Below are 25,606 nucleotides of genomic sequence, written 5' to 3'. Positions count from 1 at the left end.
ATCATTTTGTTTTGCAGGGATAAATCACATGAAACGTTTCTTTTTTTCCATCATCTCGACCATCACGTTGTCTGCCGCCCTCGTCGCCTGCGGATCAAACGTCAAACTGGATGAAGTGCCGGTTGAAAGCCGTACCGCAACCAGTGTGGGATCGGCAGGGTCTGGCGCCTCTGCGAGTGCCGTGACCCCCGTGGAAATTGCCGGCTCCAACAACGCTGCCGGTGGTCCCGTTGGTGTTGCAAAAATAATCTACTTCGACTACGACAGCTATGTCATCAAGCCTGAATTTCAGGGTGCCATTGAGGCTCATGCCAGGTTTTTGGCCGCCAACAAGGCGCGCAGGCTGGCCGTGGAAGGCCATACCGATGATCGTGGCGGGCGTGAGTACAACCTGGCGCTGGGTCAGAAGCGCGCAGAGGCTGTCCGACGCTCCCTTGGGCTGCTCGGTGTGACAGATGCGCAGGTCGAAGCCGTGAGCTTTGGCAAGGAAAAACCCGCAGAGGCCGGCACGACCGAAGAGGCTTATGCCAAAAATCGTCGGGCAGAACTGAACTACCGCTGAAACTGGTCGAAAATGAAGCTTTGCCTGCACGGTGGTGTATCAATGCCTATGACATTTTCCCGCGTCTCACGGTTCCTCGCCTGTTGCCTTGCCGCAGTTTTATTCTCTGCGAATGTGCATGCGGCGCTCTTTGATGATGATGAGGCCCGTCGTGCCATTCTTGAGTTGCGCCAGAAATTTGATGCCTCCCAGGTAGAGTTGCGCAAAGCTACCGAGGACAACGCCCAGTTGCGGCGAAGCGTACTCGAACTGTCCAGCCAGCTTGAGGTCTTGCGCAGCGACGTAGCCAAACTTAGAGGCCAGGATGAGCAGTTCGCGCGCGATGTCGCAGAGGTGCAGCGCAAGCAGAAGGACATGACGCAGGGCATTGATGATCGGTTTAGAAGGTTTGAGCCTTCGAAGGTCACTGTCGACGGCAGGGAATTCGTCGCCAAGCCTGAAGAAACCCGTGATTTTGATGCCGCGCTGGCCATCTTGCGCAAGGGTGAGTTTGCACCGGCTCAGGGTGCTTTCCTGGATTTCATCAAACGCTATCCAGACAGCGGCTATAAAGCATCTGCGCTCTTCTGGCTCGGTAATGCGCAATACGCGCTGCGCAGCTACCGTGAGGCCGTGGCCAATTTCAAGGCCCTGCTTTCCGCCGCTCCTGATAACTTGCGTGCTCCCGAGGCGGCCCTGTCCATAGCCAATTGCCAGGTCGAGTTGAAAGACACGCGATCGGCGCGCAAGACGCTTGAGGACCTGATCAAGGTATACCCACAGTCTGAGGCCGCATCGGTCGCCAAAGACAGGTTGAGCAAGCTTAAATAGCCTGGATGGCCTGTCAGCGAAGCCGCTCCGCGCAGCCTGCTGCGGAGCGGTTTTTTATTCCCACTTAAAATTGGTGCATGGACATCTCTGCACTCAATGCCCTCACCGTCAAGGTTCTCTGGGCAGCCTTCCTCCTTGCGACGATTTTTGGTGCGATTGCGCAGCGGACCCACTTCTGCACCATGGGCGCCGTCAGCGACATCGTGAACATGGGCGACTGGACGCGCATGCGCATGTGGGTACTGGCCGCAGGCGTTGCGATGATTGGTTTTTATACGCTGGCGGCTGCGGGGCAGATTGATCCTGCCAAGACCTTGTATGCCTCCAGTCGCTTTATCTGGTTGTCGGCCCTGGTTGGTGGTTTGATGTTTGGTTTTGGGATGGTGCTGGCTTCCGGTTGTGGCAGCAAGACACTGGTGCGTATCGGTGGTGGCAATCTCAAGTCTGTGGTCGTTTTTCTCGTGATGGGGGTGGCTGCCTTTGCAACCCTCAAAGGCATCACGGCTGTTGCCCGGGTCGCCACCGTAGATCGCGTGGCGATGGACTTCGCAGGCAATGCCGCATTGCCCAACTGGCTTGCCCCGGCGCTGGGTCTTGTCCCCGCCGCCGCAGGGCTGGTCTTGGCCCTTGTTATCGGTTTGGCGCTCATCACCTGGACTTTTTTCGGCCGTGATTTCCTGAATCTTGACAATCTGCTGGCGGGCTTCGGTATTGGTGGCGTCATCGTCGCGATGTGGTGGGTCAGCGGCCACATGGGCTATGTCACCGAGCACCCTGAGACTTTGCAGGAAGCCTTTCTGGCTACCAATTCAGGCCGTGCCGAAGCACTGAGTTTTGTTTCACCAGTCGCCTACACGGTTGACTGGGTCATGTTCTTCAGCGACAAAAGCAAACTGCTCACCATAGGCATCGTGTCCGTGTTTGGTGTGGTGGCTGGCTCCGCCATCTACTCACTGGCCACCCGCAGTTTTCGATGGGAAGGTTTCCGCGACGCTGAAGACACTGCCAATCATCTGGTTGGCGCGGTATTGATGGGCGTGGGCGGCGTTTGCGCCATGGGGTGCACGGTGGGGCAGGGGCTCTCGGGCATCTCGACGCTGAGCGCCACCAGCATAGTGGCTGTAGCCGCGATTCTTGCGGGCTGCGTGGCTGCACTCAAATACCAGGTCTGGCGTCTGGAGCGCACCCTTTAGTGTCTGACGATACTGCCCAGGCAGACCTTGACCGTCGTTTTGGCGGCCTGGCCCGGCTTTACGGTGCCAGCGGCGCCGCGGGCATACGGGCGGCGCACGTGGTCGTGGTTGGTTTGGGGGGCGTCGGTTCGTGGGCAGCCGAGGCGCTTGCGCGCAGCGGCGTTGCGCGGCTGACCCTTATCGACCTCGATCACATTGCTGAATCAAATATCAATCGCCAGATTCACGCACTGGGCGAGACCCTGGGACAAGCGAAGGTGCTGGCCATGCGCGACCGCATCGCCGATATCAATCCAGCTTGCGAGGTACGGTGCGTCGAAGAGTTTGTTGATGCAGACAACTGGCCCGCGGTCGCCGGCCTTGATGCGGAGGGCGGCGAATACCCCGGCGTGATTGATGCCTGCGATCAGGTCAAAGCCAAAACCGCCATGGCCGCCTGGGCGCTACAGCACAACGTGAAGCACAAAGGGCGGCAGCAGGTTCATTTCATCAGCGTGGGAGCCGCAGGCGGAAAACGCCATGCCCATAAAGTCGACATTGACGATCTGTCGCTGACAACCCACGACCCCCTGCTCGCGCAACTGCGGTACCGCCTGCGCAAGGAGCATGGCGCCGCACGTGAGGGCCGCATTGGGTTGCCCTGTGTTTTCAGTCGTGAAGCGGTCATGCAGCCATTGTCTGTAGCCGGGGCCATCGAGAGTCAGAGCGACAGCAGCCTCAATTGCCACGGCTACGGCTCTGTGGTGAGTGTCACCGCGACATTTGGCATATGTGCGGCGGGCTGGCTTCTCGACAAAATCGCCACCCGGGCTTTGCCAGCGGCATCCAAATAACGCTATAATTGAAGGCTGTGCTGCATCACGTGCAGTGCAAACCGGGAAGTATCCGGCCATTTGGCGGGAGAACCTTGGGGCCTTAGCTCAGTTGGTAGAGCAGCGGACTTTTAATCCGTTTGTCGTGGGTTCGACCCCCGCAGGCCCCACCAGAAATTCCGGGTTCTTAGCTCAGTTGGTAGAGCAGCGGACTCTTAATCCGTAGGTCGACAGTTCGAATCTGTCAGAACCCACCAACACTATCAAGGACTTAGCCGCGAGGCTAAGTCCTTTTGTCGTTCTGAACGTGACAAAAACGTGACCAGATTTCCCTGTGTTTCGGGCTTGAGGCGGTTGATCCGCATTGCAGCCGTCGCCAGGTGCTCTGTTCCATACTTTGCATAGCGGTCCACCATCTCCCTGGACTTCCAGCCGCCCAATTCCTTGAGCTCATCGCAAGACGTTCCCGCCTGGCGATGCCATGAGGCCCACGTATGGCGCAGGTCATGAAACCGAAAATCCGAGATACCAGCAGCTTCCAGCGCGGTATGCCAGGCAGAGTTGGTAATTTGAAAGCGCATTGGTTCGCCCCGAAAGGTGAAACAGTGCGTCAGACTCTTGCCTATCTGCTCCCTCAAGACTTCTTTCGCATCTTCATTTAACGGTACTCCCCGAGGCGTGCCATTTTTGGTTTTATTGAGCCAGGCGGTATGCCTGTTCAAGTCCACCCGATTCCACTCCAGACCCGTTATCTCGGCAGCACGGCAGCCTGTTGCCAGGGCAAACCGTACCAGGGCCGCCAGGTGTGGCGCACAGCAGCGGATCAAACGATCAGCTTCCTCATGCGTCAACCAGCGGTCCCGCTCGACCTCACCGCCCAGGAGCCGGATTTTCGGGAAGGTGTCAATCCATTGCCATTCATCACGCGCCATCCTCAAGAGGCTTCGCATGGTGGACAGGTAACGGTTGACGGTTGCAGGTTTATTGCCCTTCTTGAGTTCACCCTGGATCACTGACCAAACCACATCACCATTGATCTGGTTAAGCATCATCGACCCCAGGTAAGGATCAAGAAAGCGGCAAATCCGCTGCACATCCGAAAAACTTCTCAAGGTCCGCTTCAGTTCGAGATACCGGACAACGGCTTCTTGCCAGCTACGTTGGGGCTTGATACCAAAGTGACTTTCGCGATACGCATCCAGCTTGAGTTTGGCTAGATAGGCTTCGGCGTCCTCTTTGATGTCAGTCCCAGCGCTTTGGCGTACTCTTTTGCCGTTGGGGAGCGTTGCATTAATCCACCAGAGGCTGGAATCCGGCCTCCTGTAGATTCCTTCATTACGGGCCATAAATTGTCCTTTCCGGCCCGCCTTCGCTCGTCCTTATAGTCATCGAGCCAGGCATCCATGTCAAGTTTGTCGTAGACGCAGCGACGACCAAAGCGCACATGAGGCACAGAAAGCTCAGCCAGGAGGGTGAGGCCGATGCCGAGATAGGCCGCCGCTTGTTCCTTGCTGAGACAGCGCGCAGCAGGCAGCGGAAGGCTTGTTTCATCCTTGTTTTGATCCATTTCAGCCCCTTAATCACCGCGTGACGCCTTACGGTAAGCCTTGACGCCTTCTGACTCCTCGGGCTCTTGTGCCTCCTGGTAATTCACCCCGGAGTTAAACAGCCTGGAGCGCGCCGCGATCCTTTGCGCCAGGAGTTCATCCACCTCAAGTCCCTGGTTATAAGCCAGCCCCTGGAAGTGCTGATGCATGTCTCCGAGCAGGCCATCTATCGCCACGTTCTTGTCATCGAGCTGATGAATGGCCATGTAGGAGGCGAGGGAGCTGAAAACAGTCCCGTACAGGCGCTTTTCGTCAGGCAGCCTGGCATTGCTAAACCGCTTGAGAAGAACGCCGCCGGATGTTTCCCAATCCACAGAGGCGAGGGCGGTCCAAAGGGGATGGGTCGGCCACCGGGCACGCGTCGAATCGTTGGGATTTGGCTCAGTCAGCCGCAGCCATTCGGTTGTGGCGTAGCTCCAGAGGCCATTCAGGTTGACCAGGACGCTCTCCAGGGACGATAGACCGCGTTCTTTGAGGTAGTCCCGCTTGCACTCGAATTCGAGCCTCCAGACCTGTTGACCAGGGAGCCAGCCCGCAGGAATCCAGAGACTCTCAGCCCAGGACTTCCCGCTATGACTTATTTCTTTTGTTTTGTCATAAAGCCGGGCAGCAATCACGCCGCCCATGCCAATGGTCCAGCCCGTGAACTGTTGATCTTTGGCATAGCTGTGGATCTCCACCGCCCGAGTGACCCAGGCGGAACGATGCCAGGAGTCCATCACACAGGGTGAGCTGAAATCGGCAGCCAGGTCAATTCGGCTAACCATGTTTCGGCCTGTGAGCTCTCCGAACTCTGCCAGGAGCTTTTCGAGCTCGTCCTGGATAGGTCGTGGTCCTTTGTGCGCCAGGTATTCCGCCGAGATCTTGACGTAGGCCATGGGTAGCTTTTTGTTGGGCCTGGAGAACTGGATTCGGAAGGCGTTGTCGTCCAGGACGAAGGGGAACAGCCCCGCGCCCTTGTCCTTGACCTCGAAGATGTGATCCCCGGCCACGAATTGGGCTTTTGCCTGCTCTACAAGGTCAGGAGATTGGGCCTTGCCTTTGAGCTCTGTTAACCGGGTTAGAACTCCAGGATGGAGGTCCCCAGGGTAGGAGAGGTAAAGGCTATCAACACCCAGGCGAAGGAGTCGAAACCCATCCGGTAAGGTGTTATTGCTGTTATGGGGTGCTGTGTTACTAGGCGACGCACCCTGAATACCTTCCGACCCGGATTCGCCAGGGGTCGCTGCGCGCCCCGCAGTCGAATCCGGGTCGGCCTGTTTGCGGTCGTGACATATGCCAGCAGAGGTGCCAGCATTGGAGGGCGTTTGCATCTGAAATCCTTTCCGTGCCAGCTTGCGAAATGCTCTGGACGGATATGGATTTCATACATGTAGGCCACTTTGGGCGACCATCTCAGTTAGCGATTTCAGATGGTTTTTATATTTCGAGATTGGCGGTAATGAGCTCGCAGGTTCTTACGTGCATCACCTTTCGGCGCACGATATACCTTGAGCTCTTCCACCATCAATTCTTCTAGTGCAGCTTCTGAGAGATCATCAATTCCAAGCTCTCTCAATATCAGAAGGGCATACCGCATCTGATCCAATCCAGCCCATTCCTTTTTTGAAGGACCTGAAAGAGCGCTTCTTAGACGCGTAAAAAAAGCTTTGTTGCTGGTTATTTGAGCTTTAGCTAAAGCGTTCATGATTGTCGGGCACCCGATGGATGAGCGGTCCATACGAATTGCCTTAAAAAGTGAGTCGTAGTTGTTGTTATCACGTACGTCCTGGACAAGGCTGGAAATGCTACGGCCGTAAGTCATCATCGAACGCATATTTCTAATGAGCACATAACTCAAACCCGCCACGTCAGCTTTCTCAAAGTCTGGATGGAGCGATAGATCGACGCCGATATCTTCCTTTTCTAGTGAAGCCAATAGTGCTGCCTGTGGGTCGGGCGAAGTTGCCATCTCTTTGAGTTCTTCCGTTGCATTTAGGCCAACAACCAAGAGACTCAGCTGACTAACGAGAGGAAGTTCATACAAATAGCAATACAACCCGTGTTCACCTGGAAATAGATTCGCTAGTTGTTCTTTGGATGCGTTTGCAAGCTGCCTGTCTAGGTCGAGGAACATTTGCGTGATGCTCGGAATGTGAGAAATAAGCTCCCGAAACTGTGCAGCAGTTAGCTTTTTGTATTCTTTGTGCATAATGTTTCAGGATGTTAACGGGCTTAAGAAGAAAAAAATGAAGCAAAAGTCAGTCGAAAACGTGCAGAGCTTGATCGAAGCTTTGCAGGAAGACCAAGCAGACTATGGAGGGTCTGTTTGGTACAGAGGCCAAGCCCACCATGATTGGCCACTTCTGCCTGGATATTTGCGCCTAGACGGTCGAATATCTGAGTCCACGCTGATGAAGCGCTTTAAACAAAGTGCTTCTATGCTGCTTGATCGAGACCCGAAAGATTCATTTGATTGGCTCTTCTTGATGCAGCACTATGGTCTGCCAACTCGTCTTTTGGACTGGAGTGAGAGCCCCTTAGTGGCACTGTATTTTGCGATTGATGATTCCGTAAAGCACGCAGATCACGACGCAGCGGTGTGGTGTTTACGCCCTAGTGAACTCAATAAGAATGCCAACATCTTTGCGGATGAAGAATTCTTTATCCCTTCCTTTGAGGACGAAGAACTTAAGAGCTACTCAATAGAGCGGCTCGGGCAGGAAAGACGAGTAAAACAGCTACCTGTGGCAACCATAGCGACAAGAAATAATGCAAGGATTCAAGCTCAACTCGGGGTGTTCACCATTCATCATCTAGATGATCGCCCAATTGAGGCCATTGGAAATCAAAATCACGTTATCAAATACACGATACCCGCGGCTTCCAGGACAAATTTGTTAGAACAACTTCGCCTACTAGGCGTCTCAAAATTTTCGATGTTTCCGGAGCTAGGAAGCATCGGCGCGTTCATTCATAAGGGTTTGGCATGAGTTACATAGAGACCTTTCCGGTGCAGCACAGCACCATCATGCGGCTTTACTCAGAAAAAGACGAAATTCAAATGGACCCCGACTACCAGCGCATGGGCGGCGTATGGACAGTCGAAAAAAAGCAATTGCTCATAGACTCGATCTTGAACGACTATGACCTGCCCAAGATTTATTTGCATTCATTTACACGAGAAGAAAAGAAAAAATCTAAGCATCTGTATGCCGTGATTGATGGCCGCCAGAGACTAGAAACAATTTGGAATTTCATTGAGGGCAAATTTTCCCTGTCGTCTGATTTTGTCTATCAGGATGATGAAAGTGTTGATCTTAAAGACTTGGGGTATGCAGACATTGCCTCTGAATACCCCAAAATAAAAATTAAGTTCGACTCTTTTGTGCTGCCAGTTATTGGCGTACAAACTGATGACCAGGAGCTTATTGAGGATATGTTTTCCCGGCTAAACGAGGCAGTTCCTCTTAACGCTGCAGAGAAAAGGAATTCGATAGGGGGGCAAATGGTTGCAGCGATTCGTGATGTCGCAAATCACGAACTATTTACGAGATGCGTAGCGTTCGGAAATAAGAGATATCAACATAGAGAGTCTGCAGCGCGCATGCTACTAGTTGAAGAAAACATTGCCACCATGGGAAAAATCATCGATACCAAGAAAGAGTATCTAGATGCAATGGCACGCAACTACCATGAGGGCCCTAAAAAACAGGTCATGGCCCTCGCCAACGAGGTGATTACGGTTCTAGATCAAATGAACGTGGTTTTCCTAGAGCGAGACGAACTCTTGCGTGGGCAGGGAAACATGACTGTGTACTACATCGTCACTAGAAATGCGCTTGCTTCCAACAAGAACAAAAATATGAGTAGGAAGAAGCTTCTAGATTTCAGGGACAGTGTGAGGGACAACAGAATAGCCGCGGAGTTTGACTACAGCAAGGCGAGCTTTGAATTGCTGGAATACGACAGATTGACCCAGCAAGGTACAAACGACGCATCAAATATTAAAGAGCGCGTCAAGATACTTTCTGAGTATCTGAAGATTCCCGAGGTGCTTGCTCTGTAGTCGGCTTCGGAATATTTTTGAAGTGACATACATTTGCAATGTCTAGGCGATCGTTAGCGAGCAAAGGCGAGCCTAACTCATTGATAAATAAGGCTATTTAGCCCCTCTTAATCCGTAGGTCGACAGTTCGAATCTGTCAGAACCCACCATAGAAACGCACAGGTATAAAAGCCCGCTATCTTTCCAGATAGCGGGCTTTTTTTGTCGGCCCAAAACAGGGGCCGCAAAGACTGTTTGCAGTCCTCCGGTCTATGTCGCGCGCGTTGCATAAGCGGGCCTGATCCGGGTTTTTTTAACCACGCCCGACGGTGCAAACAGGATCACAAACTCGGTCTTGCCTGCGGACTGCTCGCGTGAGCCTGCCCGGTAAACCCAGACTTCGTAGCCACTGTCAAATTTGACGATGGTCGCGTTGCCAAGGGCTGCGGTCACATCGGCCCTTGTCGTTTGCCCGATAACGATGAGATTTTTCGCGGCCTGCATCGACATGCCCGGATCGCGAAAAGGCGGCGTAACTTCTGTCGAACCAAAAAGACCGGAGCCGCCCGCGCACCCAGCCAGCAGGCTGGTGACCAGCACAACGCTTGCCGCTGAATGGGCCACGGATTTTCGTACTTTGGACTGCCTCATTGGTCGTCCATGTATTCAAACTCAACCAGTGTGTCGTCGGGCCAGCTGCGGTCGCCCAGAGGCAATACGTAAGTGCGGTCAACCAGTACTTCGCAATCGCAATAGGGCAGGTCGTTGTCCAGCGCCGGGTCATCGCTGGCCGATGCATACAGCTTGTCGATGGAAAGTATTTCCCGGCGCTGGCCGGACACCATGGCCACGCTGAACAGGGGCCTGTCGGCGAAAAACAGATAAAGCGGCGCCGGCCTGTCGCAGTAGGCAGGTGTGTCCAGCACTGCTTTCACGAGTCTTCCGATGATGTTGCTGCTGTTGGAAATCAGGCCGGCCTCCATGCCGACCCGGCACTCGAGCCGCAGGTCACCCAGGCGGCGTGTGTTGGGTGCAAGGCCGGGTGTGCGGATGTCGGTACGCCAGGTCATGCTTTGCGCCCGGCGGTTGGGTATGACCTGCGCGTCCTCATCAAAGGCCGCCTGGTCGCGCGGCAGGACAAATGTTCTGTCGGGCGCAACCGCTACATCGAACGCCGCCTTGTTGGACCCCAGCACTTCCAGGGTGACGTTGTTCATGTCCGTTTCACGCTTTCTTGGCAGCAGCCTGAAGCGCAGGGGCGCACCTGGCGCCATGACGCGTTCCTTCTCAAAAAGGTCCATGCCCCGGATCATCTTTCGATAGGACTTTTCCACAGGGTCGCGATTGGCCTTGGCCGCAACCGTGACCGAAGGCAAGGCACCGGGTGACTTGTCCTGTGCCATCGCAGGCTCGCCCAGGACCCACATGCCAAGGGCAAGCGGCAAGCAGACTTTGATGAAGAAGGCGGGTGAGCAGTGCAATTTCAGGCCCCGGAGTCCACAGTGATCATGCTAGACCGGGCTTTGTCCTTGCGCTGTAGGACGAAACAGTATTCGGGCAAAGCAGCCGTCACCGCGCGCCATGCGGCTTTTGTTCAGCGCGAGTGGGCCAGGCGCGGCACATCAAGCTCAGCTTGCCGGGCTACACGGATGCAGTCTTTCATGTGCTCCTCGCCAAAGTAGCGAATGGCCGCGTAGCCCACTAGCGCAGAGACGATCTGGCCCGCCAGCGGTACAAATTTTGCGACCTGCTTGGTGGTCAGGCGGACGCCGATTTTGGTGGCCGCCTTGATGAGCAGGTCGCGGCTGATGAATTTGCCGATCAGCACGGAGCCCACCATGGCCACGGCCTTTTGAACCTGGTCGCGTTTTTTGGGGTCCAGTTTGTCCAGCTGCGCGGGCGTCAGGCCAAACTCCCGGTTGATTTCGGGGATGAGTTTTGACAGCAGTGCGGCGTCAACGGCCCAGTCCAGTCCTGGCACAGGTACCGCGCTGGCTGCGGCGGCGACCAGGGCGCGCTTGTTGAGCAACTTCCGGCTGCGCTTGACTGCGGCTTCAAGTGCGGCGTCGCTGGACGCCGTGCTGCGTGCGCTGGGCATGTTCGAAACTCCTTCCCCAAACCTTGCCGGGCAGATAACCCAACTTGTCTGTCCGACTCTACACCGTCGCGGTTTCTATCTGTTCGGTCAGTTCAAGCCACCGCTCTTCGAGGGTGCCTATTTCAGTGTCAATCGCTTTCAGGCGCTTGCCGGTCTGCGCGATTTCTGCAGGGGCGGTGCTTGTCGTCAGCAAGGCCTGCAAGCTGTCCTTTTCAGTGTTCAGCGACTGCATGCGATTGTCGATTTTTTCCAGTTCCTTGCGCAGGGGTTTGGTGGCTTCCGACTTTTGCTGGCGGGCCTTCGCCTCAAGTTTTCGCTGTTCAGGCGTGTCCTGGGGTAGCGCTTTGGACGCGGACACAGCTGGCACCACGGCGTCTGCCGCCGGTACGGCTTTCGCCACCTGGCCTGATCCACCGGATTTTTTGGCTTCTTCCCGCTGGCGTTTGGCGTGGTCGAGCAAATACTTCTGGTAGTCGTCCAGGTCGCCGTCAAAAGGCGCGACGCCGCCCTGGGACACCATCCAGAATTCATCGCAGACAGCGCGCAGCAATGCACGGTCATGGCTGACCAGCATCACAGTGCCTTCAAACTCATTGAGTGCCATCGACAGCGCTTCGCGTGTGGCCAGGTCCAGGTGATTGGTCGGCTCGTCCAGCAGCAGCAGGTTGGGGCGCTGCCAGACGATCATGCACAGCACCAGCCGGGCTTTCTCTCCGCCGCTCATGCTGCCCACGGCCTGCTTGACCATGTCGCCGCCGAAATTGAACATGCCCAGAAAGGCACGCAGGTCCTGCTCGCGGGTCGCCTGGCTGCCCATCTTGCCCGCAGCGGTGACTTCCTTGACCAGGCGGATCATGTGCTCGAGCGGGTTGTCTGCCGGTCGCAGCACATCCAGCTCCTGCTGGGCAAAGTAACCGATGTTCAGGCCCTTGCCTTCAATCATCTCGCCTTCAATCGGCGCCAGCGCGCGGGCCACGGTTTTCACCAGCGTGGATTTGCCCTGGCCGTTGGCGCCAAGAATGCCGATGCGCTGGCCGGCAAGCACCGACTTGCTGACGTTTTGCACAATGACCGTGGGCGGCGTGCCTTCAGGCGCATCTTCTGGCGGCGGGTAGCCGAAGTAGGCGTTCTGCATCGACAGCATGGGGTTGGGCAGGTTGGCCGGTTCCTTGAATTCGAATGTGAAGTCGGCTTCAGCCAGCAAGGGCGCAATCTTTTCCATGCGGTCAAGTGCCTTGACCCGGCTTTGCGCCTGTTTGGCCTTGCTGGCCTTGGCCTTGAAACGCGCAATAAACTTTTGCAGGTGGGCGATCTTGTCCTGCTGTTTGGAGAAAGCAGTCTGTTGCAGCGCCATCTGCTCGGAGCGCAAGTCTTCAAACTTGCTGTAGTTGCCGCCGTAGCGGGTCAACTTGGCCATCTCGATGTGCACGGTGACGTCGGTCACGGCATCCAGAAACTCGCGGTCATGGCTGATAACCAGCATGGTGCCCTGGTAGCGCTTGAGCCAGGCTTCCAGCCAGACCAGCGCGTCCAGGTCCAGGTGATTGGTGGGGTCGTCGAGCAGCAGCAGATCCGAAGGGCACATCAGCGCACGCGCCAGCTGCAAACGCATGCGCCAGCCGCCTGAAAAGCTGTTCACGGGGTTGTCGAGTTCGCTGACCTTGAAGCCCAGACCGAGGATCAGCGCTTGCGCGCGTGCCTGCGAATCATGGGCGCCCGAGTCGTACAGCTCCATATAGGCGTGCGCCATGCGATCACCATCGCCGCTGGCTTCGGCGGCTGCCACCTCTGCCTGGGCGGCCATCAGCACCACGTCACCTTCGATCACGTAGTCGGTGGCGCTCTGCTCGGTTTCGGGCATGTCCTGTGCAACCTGGGCCATGCGCCACTGGGCGGGAATGTAAAACTCGCCCCCGTCTTCATGCAGCGTGCCATTGAGCATGGCAAACAGCGAGGACTTGCCCGCGCCGTTTCGCCCCACCAGGCCGACGTTTTCGCCGGGGTTGAGGGTGACAGACGCGATGTCGAGAATCACTTTGGCGCCGCGACGCAGCACCACGTTTTTAAGGGTAATCATTTAAAACAGACAAATTGTTCGGCAGGCACAGCCGGTAAGGCCACGACGCAGGTTTCAGGCCAATTGGCCAGGCTTCAACGCAATTGCTGGCGTGTAAGAAGCAAAACCTGGTCAGGCCCGGCGCTGGTCTCGAACCACAGGGGTTCAAGCTCGGGAAAGGCGCGCTCGAAATGGGCGCGTTCGTTGCCTATTTCCAGCACCAATACCGCATTTTCGCTCATGTGGCGGCCGGCCGTTAGAAAAAGGCTTCGAATAAAGTCCATGCCGTCATCGCCGCCAGCCAACGCCAGTGCCGGTTCGGCCCGAAATTCCGCGGGCAGGGCGGCCATGGTGGCCGCATTGACATAGGGCGGGTTGCACAGAATCAGGTCATAGGGGCCTGTGCAGGCCGCCAGGCCGTCAGATTCGACCAGCGTGATGCGGCTGTCCAGCCCGTGTTTGTCGATATTGATGCGCGCGACGTCGAGGGCGTCCAGGCTGATGTCGGCCGCATCGACCACCACATCGGGCCAGGCCATGGCAGCCAGCACGGCCAGGCTGCCGTTGCCGGTGCACAGGTCGAGCACGCGGTGCGTCTGGTCGCTCAGCCAGGGGTCTATGCTTTCATCGACCAGCAGTTCGGCAATGAAGGATCGCGGAATGATGACACGTTCATCGACATAAAACGGCACGCCCTGCAGCCAGGCCTCGTTGGTCAGGTAGGCCAGCGGTTTGCGGGTGTTGATGCGTTTATCGAGAAGGGCGTCAATCTGCGCTTTTTCTTCGGGCGTTACCGCCCTTTGCGCCACTGAATCAAGGTCGTCAATGGGGAGCTTGAGGCCCCAGAGCACCAGCCAGGCGGCTTCATCGAAAGCACTCAAAGTACCCTGGCCAAATCCATCGGAAAGGCTCAGGCCCGCAGCTTCAAGTCGCGCCGCCGCCGCCTCGATGGCTTCAATAACCGTCATTTGCCTGCGATTCCCGCAAGGCGCTCAAGCACGCCCCTGTAGATGTTCTTCAGCGGGTCAATGTCTGCCACCCTGACGTTCTCATTGATCTTGTGGATGGTCGCATTGATGGGGCCGAACTCTATGACCTGCTTGCAGACCTTGGCGATAAAACGGCCGTCGCTGGTGCCGCCTGTGGTCGAGAGCTCGGTCACCACACCGGTTTCCGCCTCAATCGATTCGCGTACTGCCTGCACCAACTCACCCGGCGTCGTCAGAAAGGGCAGGCCGCCTATGACCCACTTCAGCTCGTAGTCGAGCTGGTGTTTGTCCAGCACGGCCTGCAGGCGCAGCTGCAGGCTTTCAGGTGTTGATTCAGTGCAGAAACGGAAGTTGAAGTCCACCACCAGTTCGCCCGGGATGATGTTCGATGCCCCCGTGCCCCCATGCAGGTTGGATACCTGCCAGCTGGTGGCCGGAAAAAAATCGTTGCCCTTGTCCCATTCGACGGCGACCAGTTCAGCCAGCGCAGGCGCGAACAGGTGAATCGGGTTTTTGGCCAGGTGAGGGTAGGCGATATGACCCTGTATGCCCTTGACGGTGAGCTTGCCGCTCATGGTGCCGCGGCGGCCGTTCTTGATCATGTCGCCGAGGCGGTCTACCGAGGTGGGTTCGCCCACGATGCAGTAATCGAGCGCCTCGCCGCGAGCCTGCAATTGCCTGCAGACGACCACGGTACCGTCCACGGACGGGCCTTCCTCGTCACTGGTGAGCAGGAACGCGATGGACAGCTCTGGCTTTGGGTTGGCGGCAAGAAACTCCTCAACAGCGACGACCATGGCCGCGATCGAGGTCTTCATGTCGGCCGCGCCGCGCCCATACAGGTGGCCATTTCTGTGGCTGGGTATGAAGGGCGGAGTGTCCCACTGGTCCAGCGGACCGGTCGGCACCACATCGGTGTGGCCGGCGAACACCAGCGTTTTGGGCGCTCCGCTGCCTGTGAATTTGGCCCACAGGTTGGTGACTCGGAAGTTCTCAGGGCCACTGACGATGGTTTCGCAGTCAAAACCGAGCGGCTTCAGGCGTTCCGAAATGATGCGCTGGCAATCCGCGTCTTCAGGCGTGACCGAGTTGCGGGAGATTAGCTGTTCGGTCAGTTGAAGTGTTCTGCTCATAAAAAACGAAGGCCAAAACTCTGGGGGTTATTGCAAGCAGGGGCCGCGGTCCGGCTTTGCCGGCCGCAAGGCGCAGCGGCCCCCTCGGGGGGCAGGAAGCTGCACGCAGTGAGCGACCGTGGGGGCCACATCCCTAGTGTTTGACGTCCAGCGTGATTTCCGTAAATGACGGTTCGTCATCTAGGTCTTCTTCAGGCTCGGCAGCAGCTTTCGCCACATTGAAGTCGTTTTCCAGCCGCCACATCAGGTTGGTCGGTGAATCCGCATTGGCTACGCCTTCCTTGCGGGTGATGATGCCATCAGCAATCAGTTTGGCGATGTCCTGCTCGAAGGTTTGCGAGCCTTCAGCCATTGATTTTTCCATCGCCTCTTTCACGCCCGAGAAATCGCCTTTTTCGATCAGTTCGGAAATCAGCTTGGTGTTCAGCATCACTTCAACGGCTGGGGCGCGGCCGCCTTCAACCGTGCGGATCAGTCGCTGCGAAACAATGGCTTTCATCGCTGCGGCAAGGTCGCCCAGCATGGTGCTGCGCACTTCCACCGGGTAGAAGCTCAGAATGCGGTTCAGTGCCTGGTAGCTGTTGTTGGCATGCATGGTCGCCAGGCAGAGATGGCCCGATTGCGCATAGGCGATCGCCGCAGACATGGTTTCGCGGTCGCGGATTTCACCAATCAGGATCACGTCGGGCGCCTGCCGCAAGGCGTTTTTCAGTGCGACCTGCAAGGACTCCGTATCGGTACCCACTTCGCGCTGGTTCACCACGGATTTTTTGTTGGTGAAGATGAACTCGACAGGGTCTTCAATCGTGAGGATGTGGCCCAGCGTGGTCTCGTTGCGGTGGTCCATCATGGCGGCCAGCGTCGTGCTCTTGCCCGCGCCCGTGGCACCCACCATCAGAAGCAGGCCCCGCTTTTCCATGATCAGGTCGCCCAGAATGGGCGGCACTTTAAGACTCGCCAGCGGTGGAATGGTGCTGGGTACAAAACGGATGACAGCCGCATAGGTGCCGCGCTGCCTGAAGGCGCTGATACGGAAGTTGCCTGCGCCTGCCAGCGGCAGCGCCATGTTGAGTTCGCCCTTTTCCTGCAGCTCGGCGATTTTTTCCGGACTCAGGATTTCCGCCAGCAGGTTGAACGGAGCTTCCGGCGGCAGGATCTGGCTGTTGATGGGCAGGGCCTGGCCGTTGATCTTGATCAGGGCCGGCGAGTGCGCCGACAGGTAGACGTCAGAGGCCTTCTTGTCGGCCATCAGGCGCAGGATGCGCTCCATCGTGCCCATCGGTGTATTCATTGGCGGTTTCCTGTACTCAAGATCAGAAGTGGATTAGTCGCGGAGCAGGTCGTTGAGGCTGGTGGTCGCGCGGGTTTTGGCGTCGACCTTCTTGACGATCACGGCGCAGTACAGGCTGTACTTGCCGCCGGCCTTGGGCAGGTTGCCCGAGACCACGACAGAGCCTGCAGGAATGCGGCCATAGGTCACGGTGTCAAGCTCGCGGTCATAAATCGGGGTGCTCTGGCCGATGTACACACCCATGGAGATGACGGAGTTTTCTTCAACGATCACGCCTTCAACGACTTCGGAACGCGCGCCGATAAAGCAGTTGTCTTCAATGATGGTCGGGTTGGCCTGCAGAGGCTCCAGCACGCCGCCCAGGCCTACGCCGCCAGACAGGTGCACGTTGTTGCCGACCTGTGCGCAGCTGCCGACGGTGGCCCAGGTGTCAACCATGGTGCCTTCGCCTACCCAGGCGCCGATGTTCACGTAGCTGGGCATCAGGATGGCACCCTTGGCAATAAAGCTGCCGTGGCGTGCAACGGCCGGTGGCACGACACGGACGCCGGTGGCGCGCATTTCGTCTTCGCTCAGATGGGCGAACTTGGTTTTGACCTTGTCAAAAAACGCCAGGTCGCCGGCGCGCATGAGTTCGTTGTCTTTCAGGCGAAAGCTCAGCAGCACGGCCTTCTTGATCCACTGGTGCACCGTCCACTGGCCGACGCCCTGGCGCGTGGCAACGCGCAGCGAGCCGTTGTTGAGCTGGTCAAGGGTGTGCCCGACAGCGTCTGTGATCTCTTTCGGCGCAGCTTTGGGCGACAGGCTGGCGCGGTCCTCCCAGGCAGCGTCAATGATTTTCTGGAGGGCCGTGTTGTCTTGAGTCATGTGCTTGGAAAGTTTCAGTGAGATTTTGATTGAATAAACTGGACGATACGCTCTGCGGCTTCAACGCATTCCGCGGTTTCAGCCACCAGCGCCATGCGAACGCGGCCTGCGCCGGGGTTGTGTCCCCGCGCTTCGCGGGCCAGGTAACTGCCCGGCAAAACCACCACATTGTAAAGAGCGAGAAGCTGGCGCGAGAACTCCGTGTCTGAACCTTTAAAAACATCGGGGATACCGGCCCAGAGATAAAAGCCCGCGTCAGGCAGGGCGACGTCCATCACATTTGAAAGCATGGGCGTGACTGCGGCGAATTTTTCACGGTACATCGCGCGGTTCTCGACCACATGCTGCTCGTCGGCCCAGGCTGCAATGCTGGCCGCCTGCACGATGGGGCTCATGGCGCTGCCGTGGTAGGTGCGGTAAAGCAAAAACGGCTTGATGAGTTTGGCGTCACCGGCGACAAAACCGCTGCGCAGACCGGGCACATTGCTGCGTTTGGAAAGACTGGTCAGCGAGATCAGGTTTTTGAAGTCGTGCCTGCCGAGTTTGGCCGCGGCTTCAAGGCCGCCCAGAGGTGCTTCGTCGCGGAAATAAATCTCGCTGTAGCACTCGTCAGATGCAATCACAAAGCCGTAACGGTCGCTGAGCTCGAACAGCTGCTTCCATTCATCCAGCGGCATCACGGCGCCGGCCGGGTTGCCGGGTGAGCAGACAAAGATCAGCTGGGTTTTGGCCCAGACGTCTTCGGGTACGGCGGCCCAGTCAATGCCGAAGTTGCGCGCCGGATCGCTGGGCGCAAACCAGGTTTCAGCGCCGGCCAGCAGAGCCGAACCCTCGTAGATTTGATAGAACGGATTCGGGCACACGACGGTCGCCCCGGGCTTTGTCGGGTCAATCACTGTCTGGGCGAGCGAGAACAGGGCCTCACGCGAACCATTGACCGGCAGGATTTGGGTTGTGGGATCGACGGCAAGCCCATAACGGCGCTTGAGCCAGTCCGCCATGGTCTGGCGAAGCCTGGGTTCTCCGGCCGTCGGCGGGTAACCTGCCAGGCCCGCCAGGCTGCCGGTCAGGGCGTCTTTGACAAGCTGTGGCGTGGCGTGGCGGGGTTCGCCAATGCCCAGGCTGATGGGCTTGCAGGCCGGATTGGGCGTGATGTCGGCGTGCAGGAGGCGCAGCCGCTCAAAAGGATAGGGCTGGAGCCGGGAAAGCAGGGGATTCATGGCTTGAATTATCCAGCCTGCAGACAGGCCTGGAAAAGCTGAAAACGACTGATTTTAATGTTTACGGCAAAAATTTAACGTACACGTTAAATTTTGCTTTGCCGGATGCTTGTGAATTGAAAAAAAGGCCAAAAAACAGCCTTCAGGGCCCATTTTTACCCCTCAAATCAGCCTCCAGCCCTTTAAATACGCACGTGAGCAGCTATTTATTTGATAGCAAAAAAGCTTCGGTCCCCAGTTCTGCGTGCGATTCCTTGCGACCACCGACCAACGCTGGGCCGTTTGACTGGCCTGAAATGGCATGGTCACTGCAGACCAACGGCTATCATCCACCGCAGCATGGCCCCACCCCGACAGCTGACCTGACGCATGAGCACAAATCGCCAGAAGGTGCCATGGCATCTCGTCTTCCTGGTCCTTGGCGCGCTGATCGGGCCCGGGTCAGTCCTGCTGTCCGGCCGTGACCGCTGGGATGGCGTGATTGGCGACTATCTCATCCAGTCGAACAAGCTGGTCGGCCTGAGTGACTGGCTGCAGGATTCGGGCTGGTGGCTGCTCTGGGGCCTGATGCGTGGCCTGGCCTGGCTTGTTCACCATGCCGGGGTTGACTACTGGATCACCCTCAAGATCGTCATCGCGGCCATCATGGGCTGGATAGCCTGGGAAACCTTCAGGCTGGCCAAAGACGTTTTCCGCATGGATGAAGTGCAGGCCTGCTGGGCGGCTGCGCTCACGCTTGTGTTTCCGGGCTATGTGCTCTTTCATGCCAGTTGCCATGTAGGCGTGGGCCTTTTTCTGGTGTTTGCCTTGCTGGGCTACCGGATGACACTGGGCGCCGGCCCCTGGCGCATGGCCGCAGGGCTGGTGCTGATCGGACTGTCGTTCCAGATGAATTCCAACCTCGTTCTGGTACCGGCGCTGGAGCTTGCGCGCTGGGTGCTTGCCGGACGCACAGATCGGGCTGACCGAAAGCGATTTCTGGGCCTATTGGCCGTGGCGGTGGCTGGCTATTTTTTCTGGAAGCTCGTAGTAGGCACCGGCGGTGTCTATTCAGAAGCGGGTTACAACCACATCGTCTGGCCTGTTGATATGGCCAGTATTAAAAAGCTGCTCGTCACCTCTGTGCTCTGGGCCAGCTGGCTTCCGCTGCTTTTGCTGGGGCCTGTGGTCTGGCTGGCCTGCCGCGCCGGCTTTCCGCGCGGCCCCGCGGAGGCAGCAGCAACTGCCAGGCAGCAACTGCTGGCAGGCCTGCTGCTGTGTGGTGCCGCCGTTCTGGCCTATATCGCCGCCGGCAAGGCAGCGCCGTTTTTTGTGCCTACCGTGTTCGGTACCGGCGGTTCGGTCTACGCAACCTTTGCGATGGAATTCCGCCCGGGCAATTTTTTCTCCGGTCTGGCGTCGCCGCAGATCAGGCACACCATTCTTCTGGGTCCCATGCTGTCCATCAGCATGGTGGCCGCCTGCATCTATGTGGCCCGGCGTTTTCCGTCTGCGCGCATCGCACCCGCCGCTGCCTTGAGCCTGATGCTGGGCGTGACCTGGGTGCACCAGTCGGGCTGGGCACTGTGGGCGCACCATGAAAAGCTGGTGCAGGGCGCGCTTGACCAGTCGGTCGTCAATGCACTGAAAAAACTGCCGCCGCCACCTGACGGCGCCAGCATATTGATTGAACGCCGCCAGCCGCAGCTGCAGAAAGACTGGACAGGCACGCTCGAAACAAATTTCATGCTCTACGAGGCGTACGGCCGGGCTGCGTGGATTGCCGACACTGTGTTTGCGCCTACGGGACCTTCACACGGGATTGCATTGGCGCTGCTTGAAGAAAACAAGGCCGGCTTTTTGCGGTGGGCACCCAAAAAAGACATACGCATCTTTCATATTGCCGATGATTTCACCGACAGCAGGTGTACGGCCGGCTATGTTTTCGAGCTCGCAAAACCCGGTGCGATGGACCTGCTGTGGCGCATGCCTTTTGCGCCTGCAAGCGTTGCGCCAGCAACCCTGGTGAGCTCAAGTCGCCAATGCCCCAAAGTTTGACTCGGGCAGGGCTGCCTGGTGGGGGGCGGCCAAGTTATCATGTTGCTCCGGGCTGCACGGCCAGCCCCAGAAAAATTCATATAAATCAACAGCTTGGCTCTGACCCGGCGTTGATTTAGCTACAGGTGAGAACAACGTGCGCCTCAATTCAATCAAGTTATCCGGTTTCAAGTCTTTTGCGGAGCCGACCAATTTTGTGTTGCCTGGCCAGCTCATAGGCGTTGTGGGGCCCAACGGTTGCGGCAAGTCCAACATCATGGATGCGGTGCGCTGGGTGCTGGGCGAAAGCAAGGCGTCCGAGCTGCGTGGTGAGTCCATGCAGGACGTCATCTTCAACGGCACGACCACCCGCAAGCCCGCCAGCCGCTCCAGCGTCGAGCTGGTGTTTGACAACGCCGACCACCGCGCCGGCGGCCAGTGGGGCCAGTTTGCAGAGATCGCCGTCAAGCGTGTGCTGACGCGCGACGGCACATCCAGCTACTACCTCAACAACCAGCCGGTGCGCCGCCGCGACGTGCAGGATGTGTTCCTCGGCACCGGCCTCGGCCCGCGCGCCTACGCCATCATCGGCCAGGGCACCATCAGCCGCATCATCGAATCAAAGCCTGAAGAACTGCGCCTGTTTCTTGAAGAAGCAGCCGGTGTGTCGAAGTACAAGGAGCGCCGCCGCGAGACGGCCAACCGCCTGTCTGACACGCGCGAAAACCTGACCCGTGTCGAAGACATCCTGCGTGAGCTCAATGCCAATCTTGACCGGCTTGAGAAGCAGGCCGAAGTCGCCTTGCGCTACAACGCCCTGCAGGCCGACGGCACGCTCAAGCAGCATCAGCTCTGGTTTTTGAAGCGCGCAGAGAGCGAAGCCGACCAGGCCAAGGTCAAGGCCGATGCCGAAAAAGCCGTCAACGAGCTCGAAAGCCGCGTCGCCGACCTGCGCCACATCGAGGCCGACCTCGAGACCATTCGCCAGGCCCATTACGCCGCTGGCGACCACGTCAACCAGGCCCAGGGCAAGCTCTACGAAGCCAGTGCCGAAGTCGGCCGGCTTGAAGCCGAAATCCGCTTTGTGGTCGATGGCCGCATCCGTGTCGAGCAACGACTGGCGCAACTGAAAGAACAAACTGCGCAGTGGGCCACCCGCAAGGAAGACGCTGCGGTTGAGACCGAAAGCCTGTCGACGCAGGCCGTTGAAGCCGAAGAAAAGGCCGAACTGCTGGCCGCCCAGAGCGAAGAGCAGCAGGGCCAGTTGCCCGCGCTTGAAGAGTCACTGCGTTCCGCCCAGGCCAAGGCCAATGAGCAGCGTACCGGCGTCGCCCAGGTGCAGCAGCAGATCCAGGTGCTCGCCGCTGACCAGCGCAATATTGAAGAGCAGTCTCGCGCGCTGAACATGCGCCTGGAACGCCTGACGGCTGACCGCAATGCGCTCAATGCGCCTGACGAAGCCCGACTCGTCAATCTGACCGCCCAGTTCAACAGCGCACAGGAAGCCCAGCTTGAAGCCGAAGCCCGCCTGCACGAACTGACCGAGAGCGTGCCGCAGCTCGATGAAGAGCGCCGTACGCAGCAGCAGGCTGTCAACACCGAATCCGCCAAACGCGCTGACCTTTCTGCCCGCATGGAAGCCCTCAAGGCGCTGCAGGAAAAGGTCAAGACAGACGGCAAGCTCAAACCCTGGCTGGCCAAACACGGGCTGGACGGCCTTCAAGGGCTGTGGAGCCGCGTACACATCGAGCAGGGATGGGAAAACGCCCTCGAAGCCGCTTTGCGTGAACGCCTGGGCGCGCTTGAGGTGTCGCGTCTGGACATGGTGCGCGGTTTTGCCGGTACCGATGGCCGTGACACGCCGCCCGCCAAGCTGTCTTTTTATTCGCCACCGAATGGCACTGCGCCCGGCAAGTCGAATGCCGCCATCAGCCTGAAACCGCTGTCCGAACTGTTGCGCCTGAACGATGCCGGCCAATCGGCACTTCTCGGTGACTGGCTGCACGGCTGCTATACCGCTGAAAAGCTGGACGACGCCATGGCTGCACGTGAGAAGCTGCAGGCCGGTGAGGTCATCTACGTCAAGAGCGGCCATGCCGTCACGCAGTTCAGCGTGAGCTTTTACGCGCAGGATTCGGAGCAGGCAGGCCTGCTGGCCCGCGCGCAGGAAATCGAAAACCTCGACAAACAGCTCAAGGCCCAGGCGCTGATCAGCGAGGAAGCGCGCAGCGCGCTGGTCAGGGCTGAGGCTGTCTATGCCGACGCCGCCCAGCGTCTGGGCACGGCCCGCCGCGAAAGCGCAGAAGGCCAGAGCCGCACGCATGAGCTGCAGGTCGAAGTGCTGCGCCTGACGCAGCTGGCTGAACAGACCCGTGCACGCAGCGAACAGATCCAGGCCGACATGGGCGAGATCGAGGGGCAATTGGGCGAGCTGCAGGAACGCAAGGTCACCGCCGAAGGCCGCTTTGAAGAGCTCGACATGCAACTGGCCGACAGCCAGGAGCGCCACGCCCAGCTGGATGACCGCGTGATCGAAGCCGAGCGCAAGCTCAATGAATCGCGCGAGCAGCAACGCGCCCTTGAGCGCCAGGCGCAGGAGGCGCAGTTCGCATTGCGCAGCCTCGCGTCCCGCCGTGAAGAGCTGGCGCGTTCCATACAGATCGCCGCACAGCAGGCCGAATCGATTGCCGAAGAAGAAGCACGCGCCAAAGAAGAGCTGTCGCGCCTGTCCGATGCCGCCGCACAGGCAGGCCTGCAGTCAGCGCTGAGCGTCAAGCTTGAGCGTGAGGCCGACTTGGGCGCCAAGCGCAGCCAGTACGACGACCTGACCAACAAGCTGCGCGCCAGCGATGAGCGCCGCCTGCAGCTTGAGCGTGAACTCGACCCCATGCGCCAGCGCATCACCGAGTTCCAGCTCAAGGAACAAGCCGCGCGCCTGGGCTTTGAACAGTACGAACAGTTGCTGGCCGACGCGCAGGCAGATCTTGCGGCAATCGAGGAATCCATCAAAACCGGCAACGTGCGCATTCCGGGCATGCAGGGCGAGATCGATCGCATACACCGCGAGATCCAGGCGCTGGGCGCTGTCAACCTGGCCGCGCTTGATGAACTGGCCAGCGCGCGCGAGCGCAAGCAGTTTCTCGATGCGCAATCTGCCGACCTGAACGAGGCCATGGTGACGCTGGAAGACGCCATCAAGAAAATTGACGCTGAAACGCGCGACCTGCTGGCCAGCACCTTCGCCACTGTCAACGAGCATTTCGGCAAGATGTTCCCCGAGCTCTTCGGTGGCGGCAACGCCAGGCTGGTCATGACGGGCGAAGAAATCCTCGACGCGGGCGTGCAGGTGATGGCGCAGCCGCCCGGCAAGAAAAACCAGACCATCCATTTGCTGTCCGGCGGTGAAAAAGCCCTGACCGCGATTGCACTGGTGTTTGCGATCTTCCATCTGAACCCCGCGCCGTTCTGCTTGCTGGATGAGGTCGATGCGCCGCTGGACGATGCCAACACCGAGCGTTATGCAAAGCTGGTGGCCAGCATGAGCAAGGACACGCAGTTTCTCTTCATCAGCCACAACAAGATCGCCATGGAAATGGCCGAGCAGCTGATAGGCGTGACCATGCAGGAGCAGGGCGTCTCACGTATCGTGGCGGTGGACATGGAAGCCGCGCTTGGTTTTGCTGAAACCGCATAGAGATGGAGCCCCCACGTTCGCTCACTGCGTGTAGCTCTCTGCCCCCCGGGGGGGCGCTGCGCCTGCGGCCCGGCAAAGCCGGTTCCGCGGCCCCGGCTTGCACAGACACCGCTGCGATTTGGTGTCCCTGGCATGTTGAGGGAGCGGAATGAGTACGCTTCAAATCAGTCTTGCGGTTGTAGGTGGCCTTGTGCTGGCCGGCGTGGTGGCCCACAGCACCTGGACGGCCCGCAAAAACCAGCCCAAACGTGCCACGCCCGAAGTCAACCCCGAGCCGCGTGAGCAGATTGAGCCCGGCCTGCAGGACGAGGGCGCCTCCACAGACCCGCTGGCGCACCGGCAGGAGCCGAGCTTTGACGGCGATTCAGGCCTGGGCGCACTGGCCCACGCGATGACGCCCGAGAAAAAGCCCGGCCTGGATGCCCTCATCGACGTGATCGCGCCTGTGGTGATTGAGTCCGTCGTATCTGGCGAAGCGGCACTCGCCGCCATGCCCAGCACACGCCGGGCCGGCAGCAAACCCTTTGGCGTTGAAGGTCTGAGCGTGACCACGGGCGAGTGGGAATTCCCCGCTGCCAGCCACCGCTACAGCGCCTTCCAGTGCGGCGTGCAACTCGCCAACCGCATGGGTGCGCTCAACCAGATTGAATACTCAGAGTTTGTGATGAAGGCCCAGGCTTTTGCCGATGCGATTGGCGGCGAGCCGGAGTTTCCTGAAATGCTTGACGAGGTCGCACGTGCGCGTGAGCTTGACCAGTTCGCCAGCGCACACGATGCGCAGCTGAGCTTCACCCTGCGTGCCGTCCATACCGCCTGGAGCCCGGGCTACGTGCAGCAAAACGCAGCGCGCCTGGGTTTTGTCGCCGGTGTGATCCCTGGCCGCATGGTGCTGCCTGCGCCGCAGCAGGGCAACGCGCCCATGCTTGGCCTGGCTTTTGACACGCAGGCCGCCATGGCGGAAGACCCCGAACAGACCGCCTTGCGCGAAGTCACGCTTTCACTCGACGTGCCACAGGTCATGCGCGGCGAGCAGCCCTTTGTTCGCATGCGTGAAGCCGCTGTGGCACTGGCTACGGCGATGGACGGCGCCATCATTGACGACAACGGCAACGTGATCCATGCCGAAGCCATGGACGTCATCGGCTCGGAGCTTGAGCAGCTGTATGACACGCTGGATGAGCGGGATCTGTCGGCTGGCTCCGTGCTGGCACGACGCCTCTTCAGCTGAAAC

21 protein-coding genes and 2 tRNA genes are annotated in these 25,606 nt (G+C 58.5%); 11 read left to right on the top strand and 12 right to left on the bottom strand.

What is annotated here, in order from left to right; genetic code table 11:
• Positions 1-28 precede the first annotated feature (28 nt).
• The 6 genes from pal (at position 29) to HYX42_RS03300 (ending at position 3,634) form a co-directional block, all read left to right on the top strand.
• Positions 29-562: a peptidoglycan-associated lipoprotein Pal gene (pal, locus tag HYX42_RS03325; protein ID WP_293399530.1), complete on the top strand. Its 534-nt coding sequence runs from the start codon at positions 29-31 to the stop codon at positions 560-562.
• A gap of 42 nt (positions 563-604) precedes the next feature.
• Positions 605-1,372 (top strand): tol-pal system protein YbgF, encoded by a 768-nt coding sequence (gene ybgF, locus HYX42_RS03320; protein WP_293399527.1) that lies wholly within the window; start codon positions 605-607, stop codon positions 1,370-1,372.
• Between the two features lie 77 nt (positions 1,373-1,449).
• A complete protein-coding gene (locus HYX42_RS03315; protein WP_293399525.1) occupies positions 1,450-2,565 on the top strand; it encodes a YeeE/YedE family protein in 1,116 nt (371 codons plus the stop codon).
• Positions 2,565-3,398 (top strand): tRNA threonylcarbamoyladenosine dehydratase, encoded by an 834-nt coding sequence (locus HYX42_RS03310; protein WP_293399522.1) that lies wholly within the window; start codon positions 2,565-2,567, stop codon positions 3,396-3,398. The genes HYX42_RS03315 and HYX42_RS03310 overlap by 1 nt, the downstream gene beginning before the upstream one ends.
• Positions 3,399-3,474: 76 nt before the next feature.
• A tRNA-Lys gene (locus HYX42_RS03305) sits at positions 3,475-3,550 on the top strand.
• Between the two features lie 8 nt (positions 3,551-3,558).
• Positions 3,559-3,634, top strand: a tRNA-Lys gene (locus HYX42_RS03300).
• Between the two features lie 6 nt (positions 3,635-3,640).
• On the opposite strand, the gene HYX42_RS03295 is transcribed toward HYX42_RS03300, so the two are convergent.
• From HYX42_RS03295 to HYX42_RS03285, 3 genes are all read right to left on the bottom strand, one after another.
• Positions 3,641-4,723 carry a site-specific integrase gene (locus HYX42_RS03295; protein ID WP_293399520.1) on the bottom strand — a complete coding sequence of 361 codons (1,083 nt, stop codon included), beginning with the start codon at positions 4,721-4,723 and terminating at the stop codon, positions 3,641-3,643.
• A gap of 230 nt (positions 4,724-4,953) precedes the next feature.
• Positions 4,954-6,297 (bottom strand): hypothetical protein, encoded by a 1,344-nt coding sequence (locus tag HYX42_RS03290; protein WP_293399518.1) that lies wholly within the window; start codon positions 6,295-6,297, stop codon positions 4,954-4,956.
• Between the two features lie 95 nt (positions 6,298-6,392).
• Positions 6,393-7,175, bottom strand: a complete 783-nt coding sequence (locus tag HYX42_RS03285; protein ID WP_293399516.1) for a hypothetical protein — start codon at positions 7,173-7,175, stop codon at positions 6,393-6,395.
• A 37-nt stretch (positions 7,176-7,212) separates the two neighbouring features.
• Here HYX42_RS03285 and HYX42_RS03280 point away from each other — a divergent pair, with 37 nt between their 5' ends.
• A complete protein-coding gene (locus HYX42_RS03280) occupies positions 7,213-7,956 on the top strand; it encodes an FRG domain-containing protein (protein ID WP_293399513.1) in 744 nt (247 codons plus the stop codon).
• The gene (locus HYX42_RS03275) at positions 7,953-9,032 is read left to right on the top strand and encodes a DUF262 domain-containing protein (RefSeq protein WP_293399510.1); all 1,080 of its coding nucleotides are present in this window, start codon (positions 7,953-7,955) and stop codon (positions 9,030-9,032) included. The genes HYX42_RS03280 and HYX42_RS03275 overlap by 4 nt, the downstream gene beginning before the upstream one ends.
• Before the next feature lie 249 nt (positions 9,033-9,281).
• Here HYX42_RS03275 and HYX42_RS03270 read toward each other — a convergent pair whose 3' ends face one another.
• From HYX42_RS03270 to dapC, 9 genes are all read right to left on the bottom strand, one after another.
• Positions 9,282-9,662: a hypothetical protein gene (locus HYX42_RS03270; RefSeq protein ID WP_293399508.1), complete on the bottom strand. Its 381-nt coding sequence runs from the start codon at positions 9,660-9,662 to the stop codon at positions 9,282-9,284.
• A complete protein-coding gene (locus HYX42_RS03265; protein WP_293399505.1) occupies positions 9,659-10,456 on the bottom strand; it encodes a hypothetical protein in 798 nt (265 codons plus the stop codon). Before HYX42_RS03265 ends, HYX42_RS03270 begins: the two co-directional genes overlap by 4 nt.
• 149 nt (positions 10,457-10,605) lie before the next feature.
• Complete coding sequence (locus HYX42_RS03260; protein ID WP_293399502.1) at positions 10,606-11,109, bottom strand: hypothetical protein; 504 nt, start codon at positions 11,107-11,109, stop codon at positions 10,606-10,608.
• A 58-nt stretch (positions 11,110-11,167) separates the two neighbouring features.
• Complete coding sequence (locus HYX42_RS03255) at positions 11,168-13,186, bottom strand: ATP-binding cassette domain-containing protein (protein ID WP_293399500.1); 2,019 nt, start codon at positions 13,184-13,186, stop codon at positions 11,168-11,170.
• 74 nt (positions 13,187-13,260) lie between these two features.
• The gene (prmB, locus tag HYX42_RS03250) at positions 13,261-14,133 is read right to left on the bottom strand and encodes a 50S ribosomal protein L3 N(5)-glutamine methyltransferase (protein ID WP_293399497.1); all 873 of its coding nucleotides are present in this window, start codon (positions 14,131-14,133) and stop codon (positions 13,261-13,263) included.
• Positions 14,130-15,287, bottom strand: coding sequence for a succinyl-diaminopimelate desuccinylase (dapE, locus tag HYX42_RS03245; protein ID WP_293399495.1), 1,158 nt, complete (start codon positions 15,285-15,287; stop codon positions 14,130-14,132). The genes prmB and dapE overlap by 4 nt, the downstream gene beginning before the upstream one ends.
• Positions 15,288-15,420: 133 nt before the next feature.
• Entirely contained in the window at positions 15,421-16,566 is a 1,146-nt protein-coding gene (locus HYX42_RS03240; RefSeq protein ID WP_293400015.1) for a PilT/PilU family type 4a pilus ATPase, read from the bottom strand.
• Positions 16,567-16,611: 45 nt separating this feature from the next.
• A complete protein-coding gene (dapD, locus tag HYX42_RS03235) occupies positions 16,612-17,445 on the bottom strand; it encodes a 2,3,4,5-tetrahydropyridine-2,6-dicarboxylate N-succinyltransferase (protein ID WP_293399493.1) in 834 nt (277 codons plus the stop codon).
• A gap of 14 nt (positions 17,446-17,459) precedes the next feature.
• Positions 17,460-18,665, bottom strand: coding sequence for a succinyldiaminopimelate transaminase (gene dapC, locus HYX42_RS03230; RefSeq protein ID WP_293399491.1), 1,206 nt, complete (start codon positions 18,663-18,665; stop codon positions 17,460-17,462).
• Positions 18,666-19,034: 369 nt separating this feature from the next.
• Here dapC and HYX42_RS03225 point away from each other — a divergent pair, with 369 nt between their 5' ends.
• The 3 genes from HYX42_RS03225 (at position 19,035) to HYX42_RS03215 (ending at position 25,603) form a co-directional block, all read left to right on the top strand.
• Positions 19,035-20,702: a hypothetical protein gene (locus tag HYX42_RS03225; protein ID WP_293399488.1), complete on the top strand. Its 1,668-nt coding sequence runs from the start codon at positions 19,035-19,037 to the stop codon at positions 20,700-20,702.
• 136 nt (positions 20,703-20,838) lie between these two features.
• Positions 20,839-24,375 (top strand): chromosome segregation protein SMC, encoded by a 3,537-nt coding sequence (smc, locus tag HYX42_RS03220; protein WP_293399485.1) that lies wholly within the window; start codon positions 20,839-20,841, stop codon positions 24,373-24,375.
• 148 nt (positions 24,376-24,523) lie between these two features.
• On the top strand, positions 24,524-25,603 hold the full coding sequence (locus HYX42_RS03215; RefSeq protein WP_293399482.1) for a cell division protein ZipA C-terminal FtsZ-binding domain-containing protein: 1,080 nt from the start codon (positions 24,524-24,526) through the stop codon (positions 25,601-25,603).
• Positions 25,604-25,606 lie beyond the last annotated feature (3 nt).

Source organism: Polaromonas sp. (genome assembly GCF_016185115.1).
In the GTDB taxonomy this organism is placed as follows: Bacteria; Pseudomonadota; Gammaproteobacteria; order Burkholderiales; family Burkholderiaceae_C; genus Polaromonas.
Note: the sequence above shows the minus strand (reverse complement) of the source record. Positions and strands in the feature narration are given on the sequence as shown.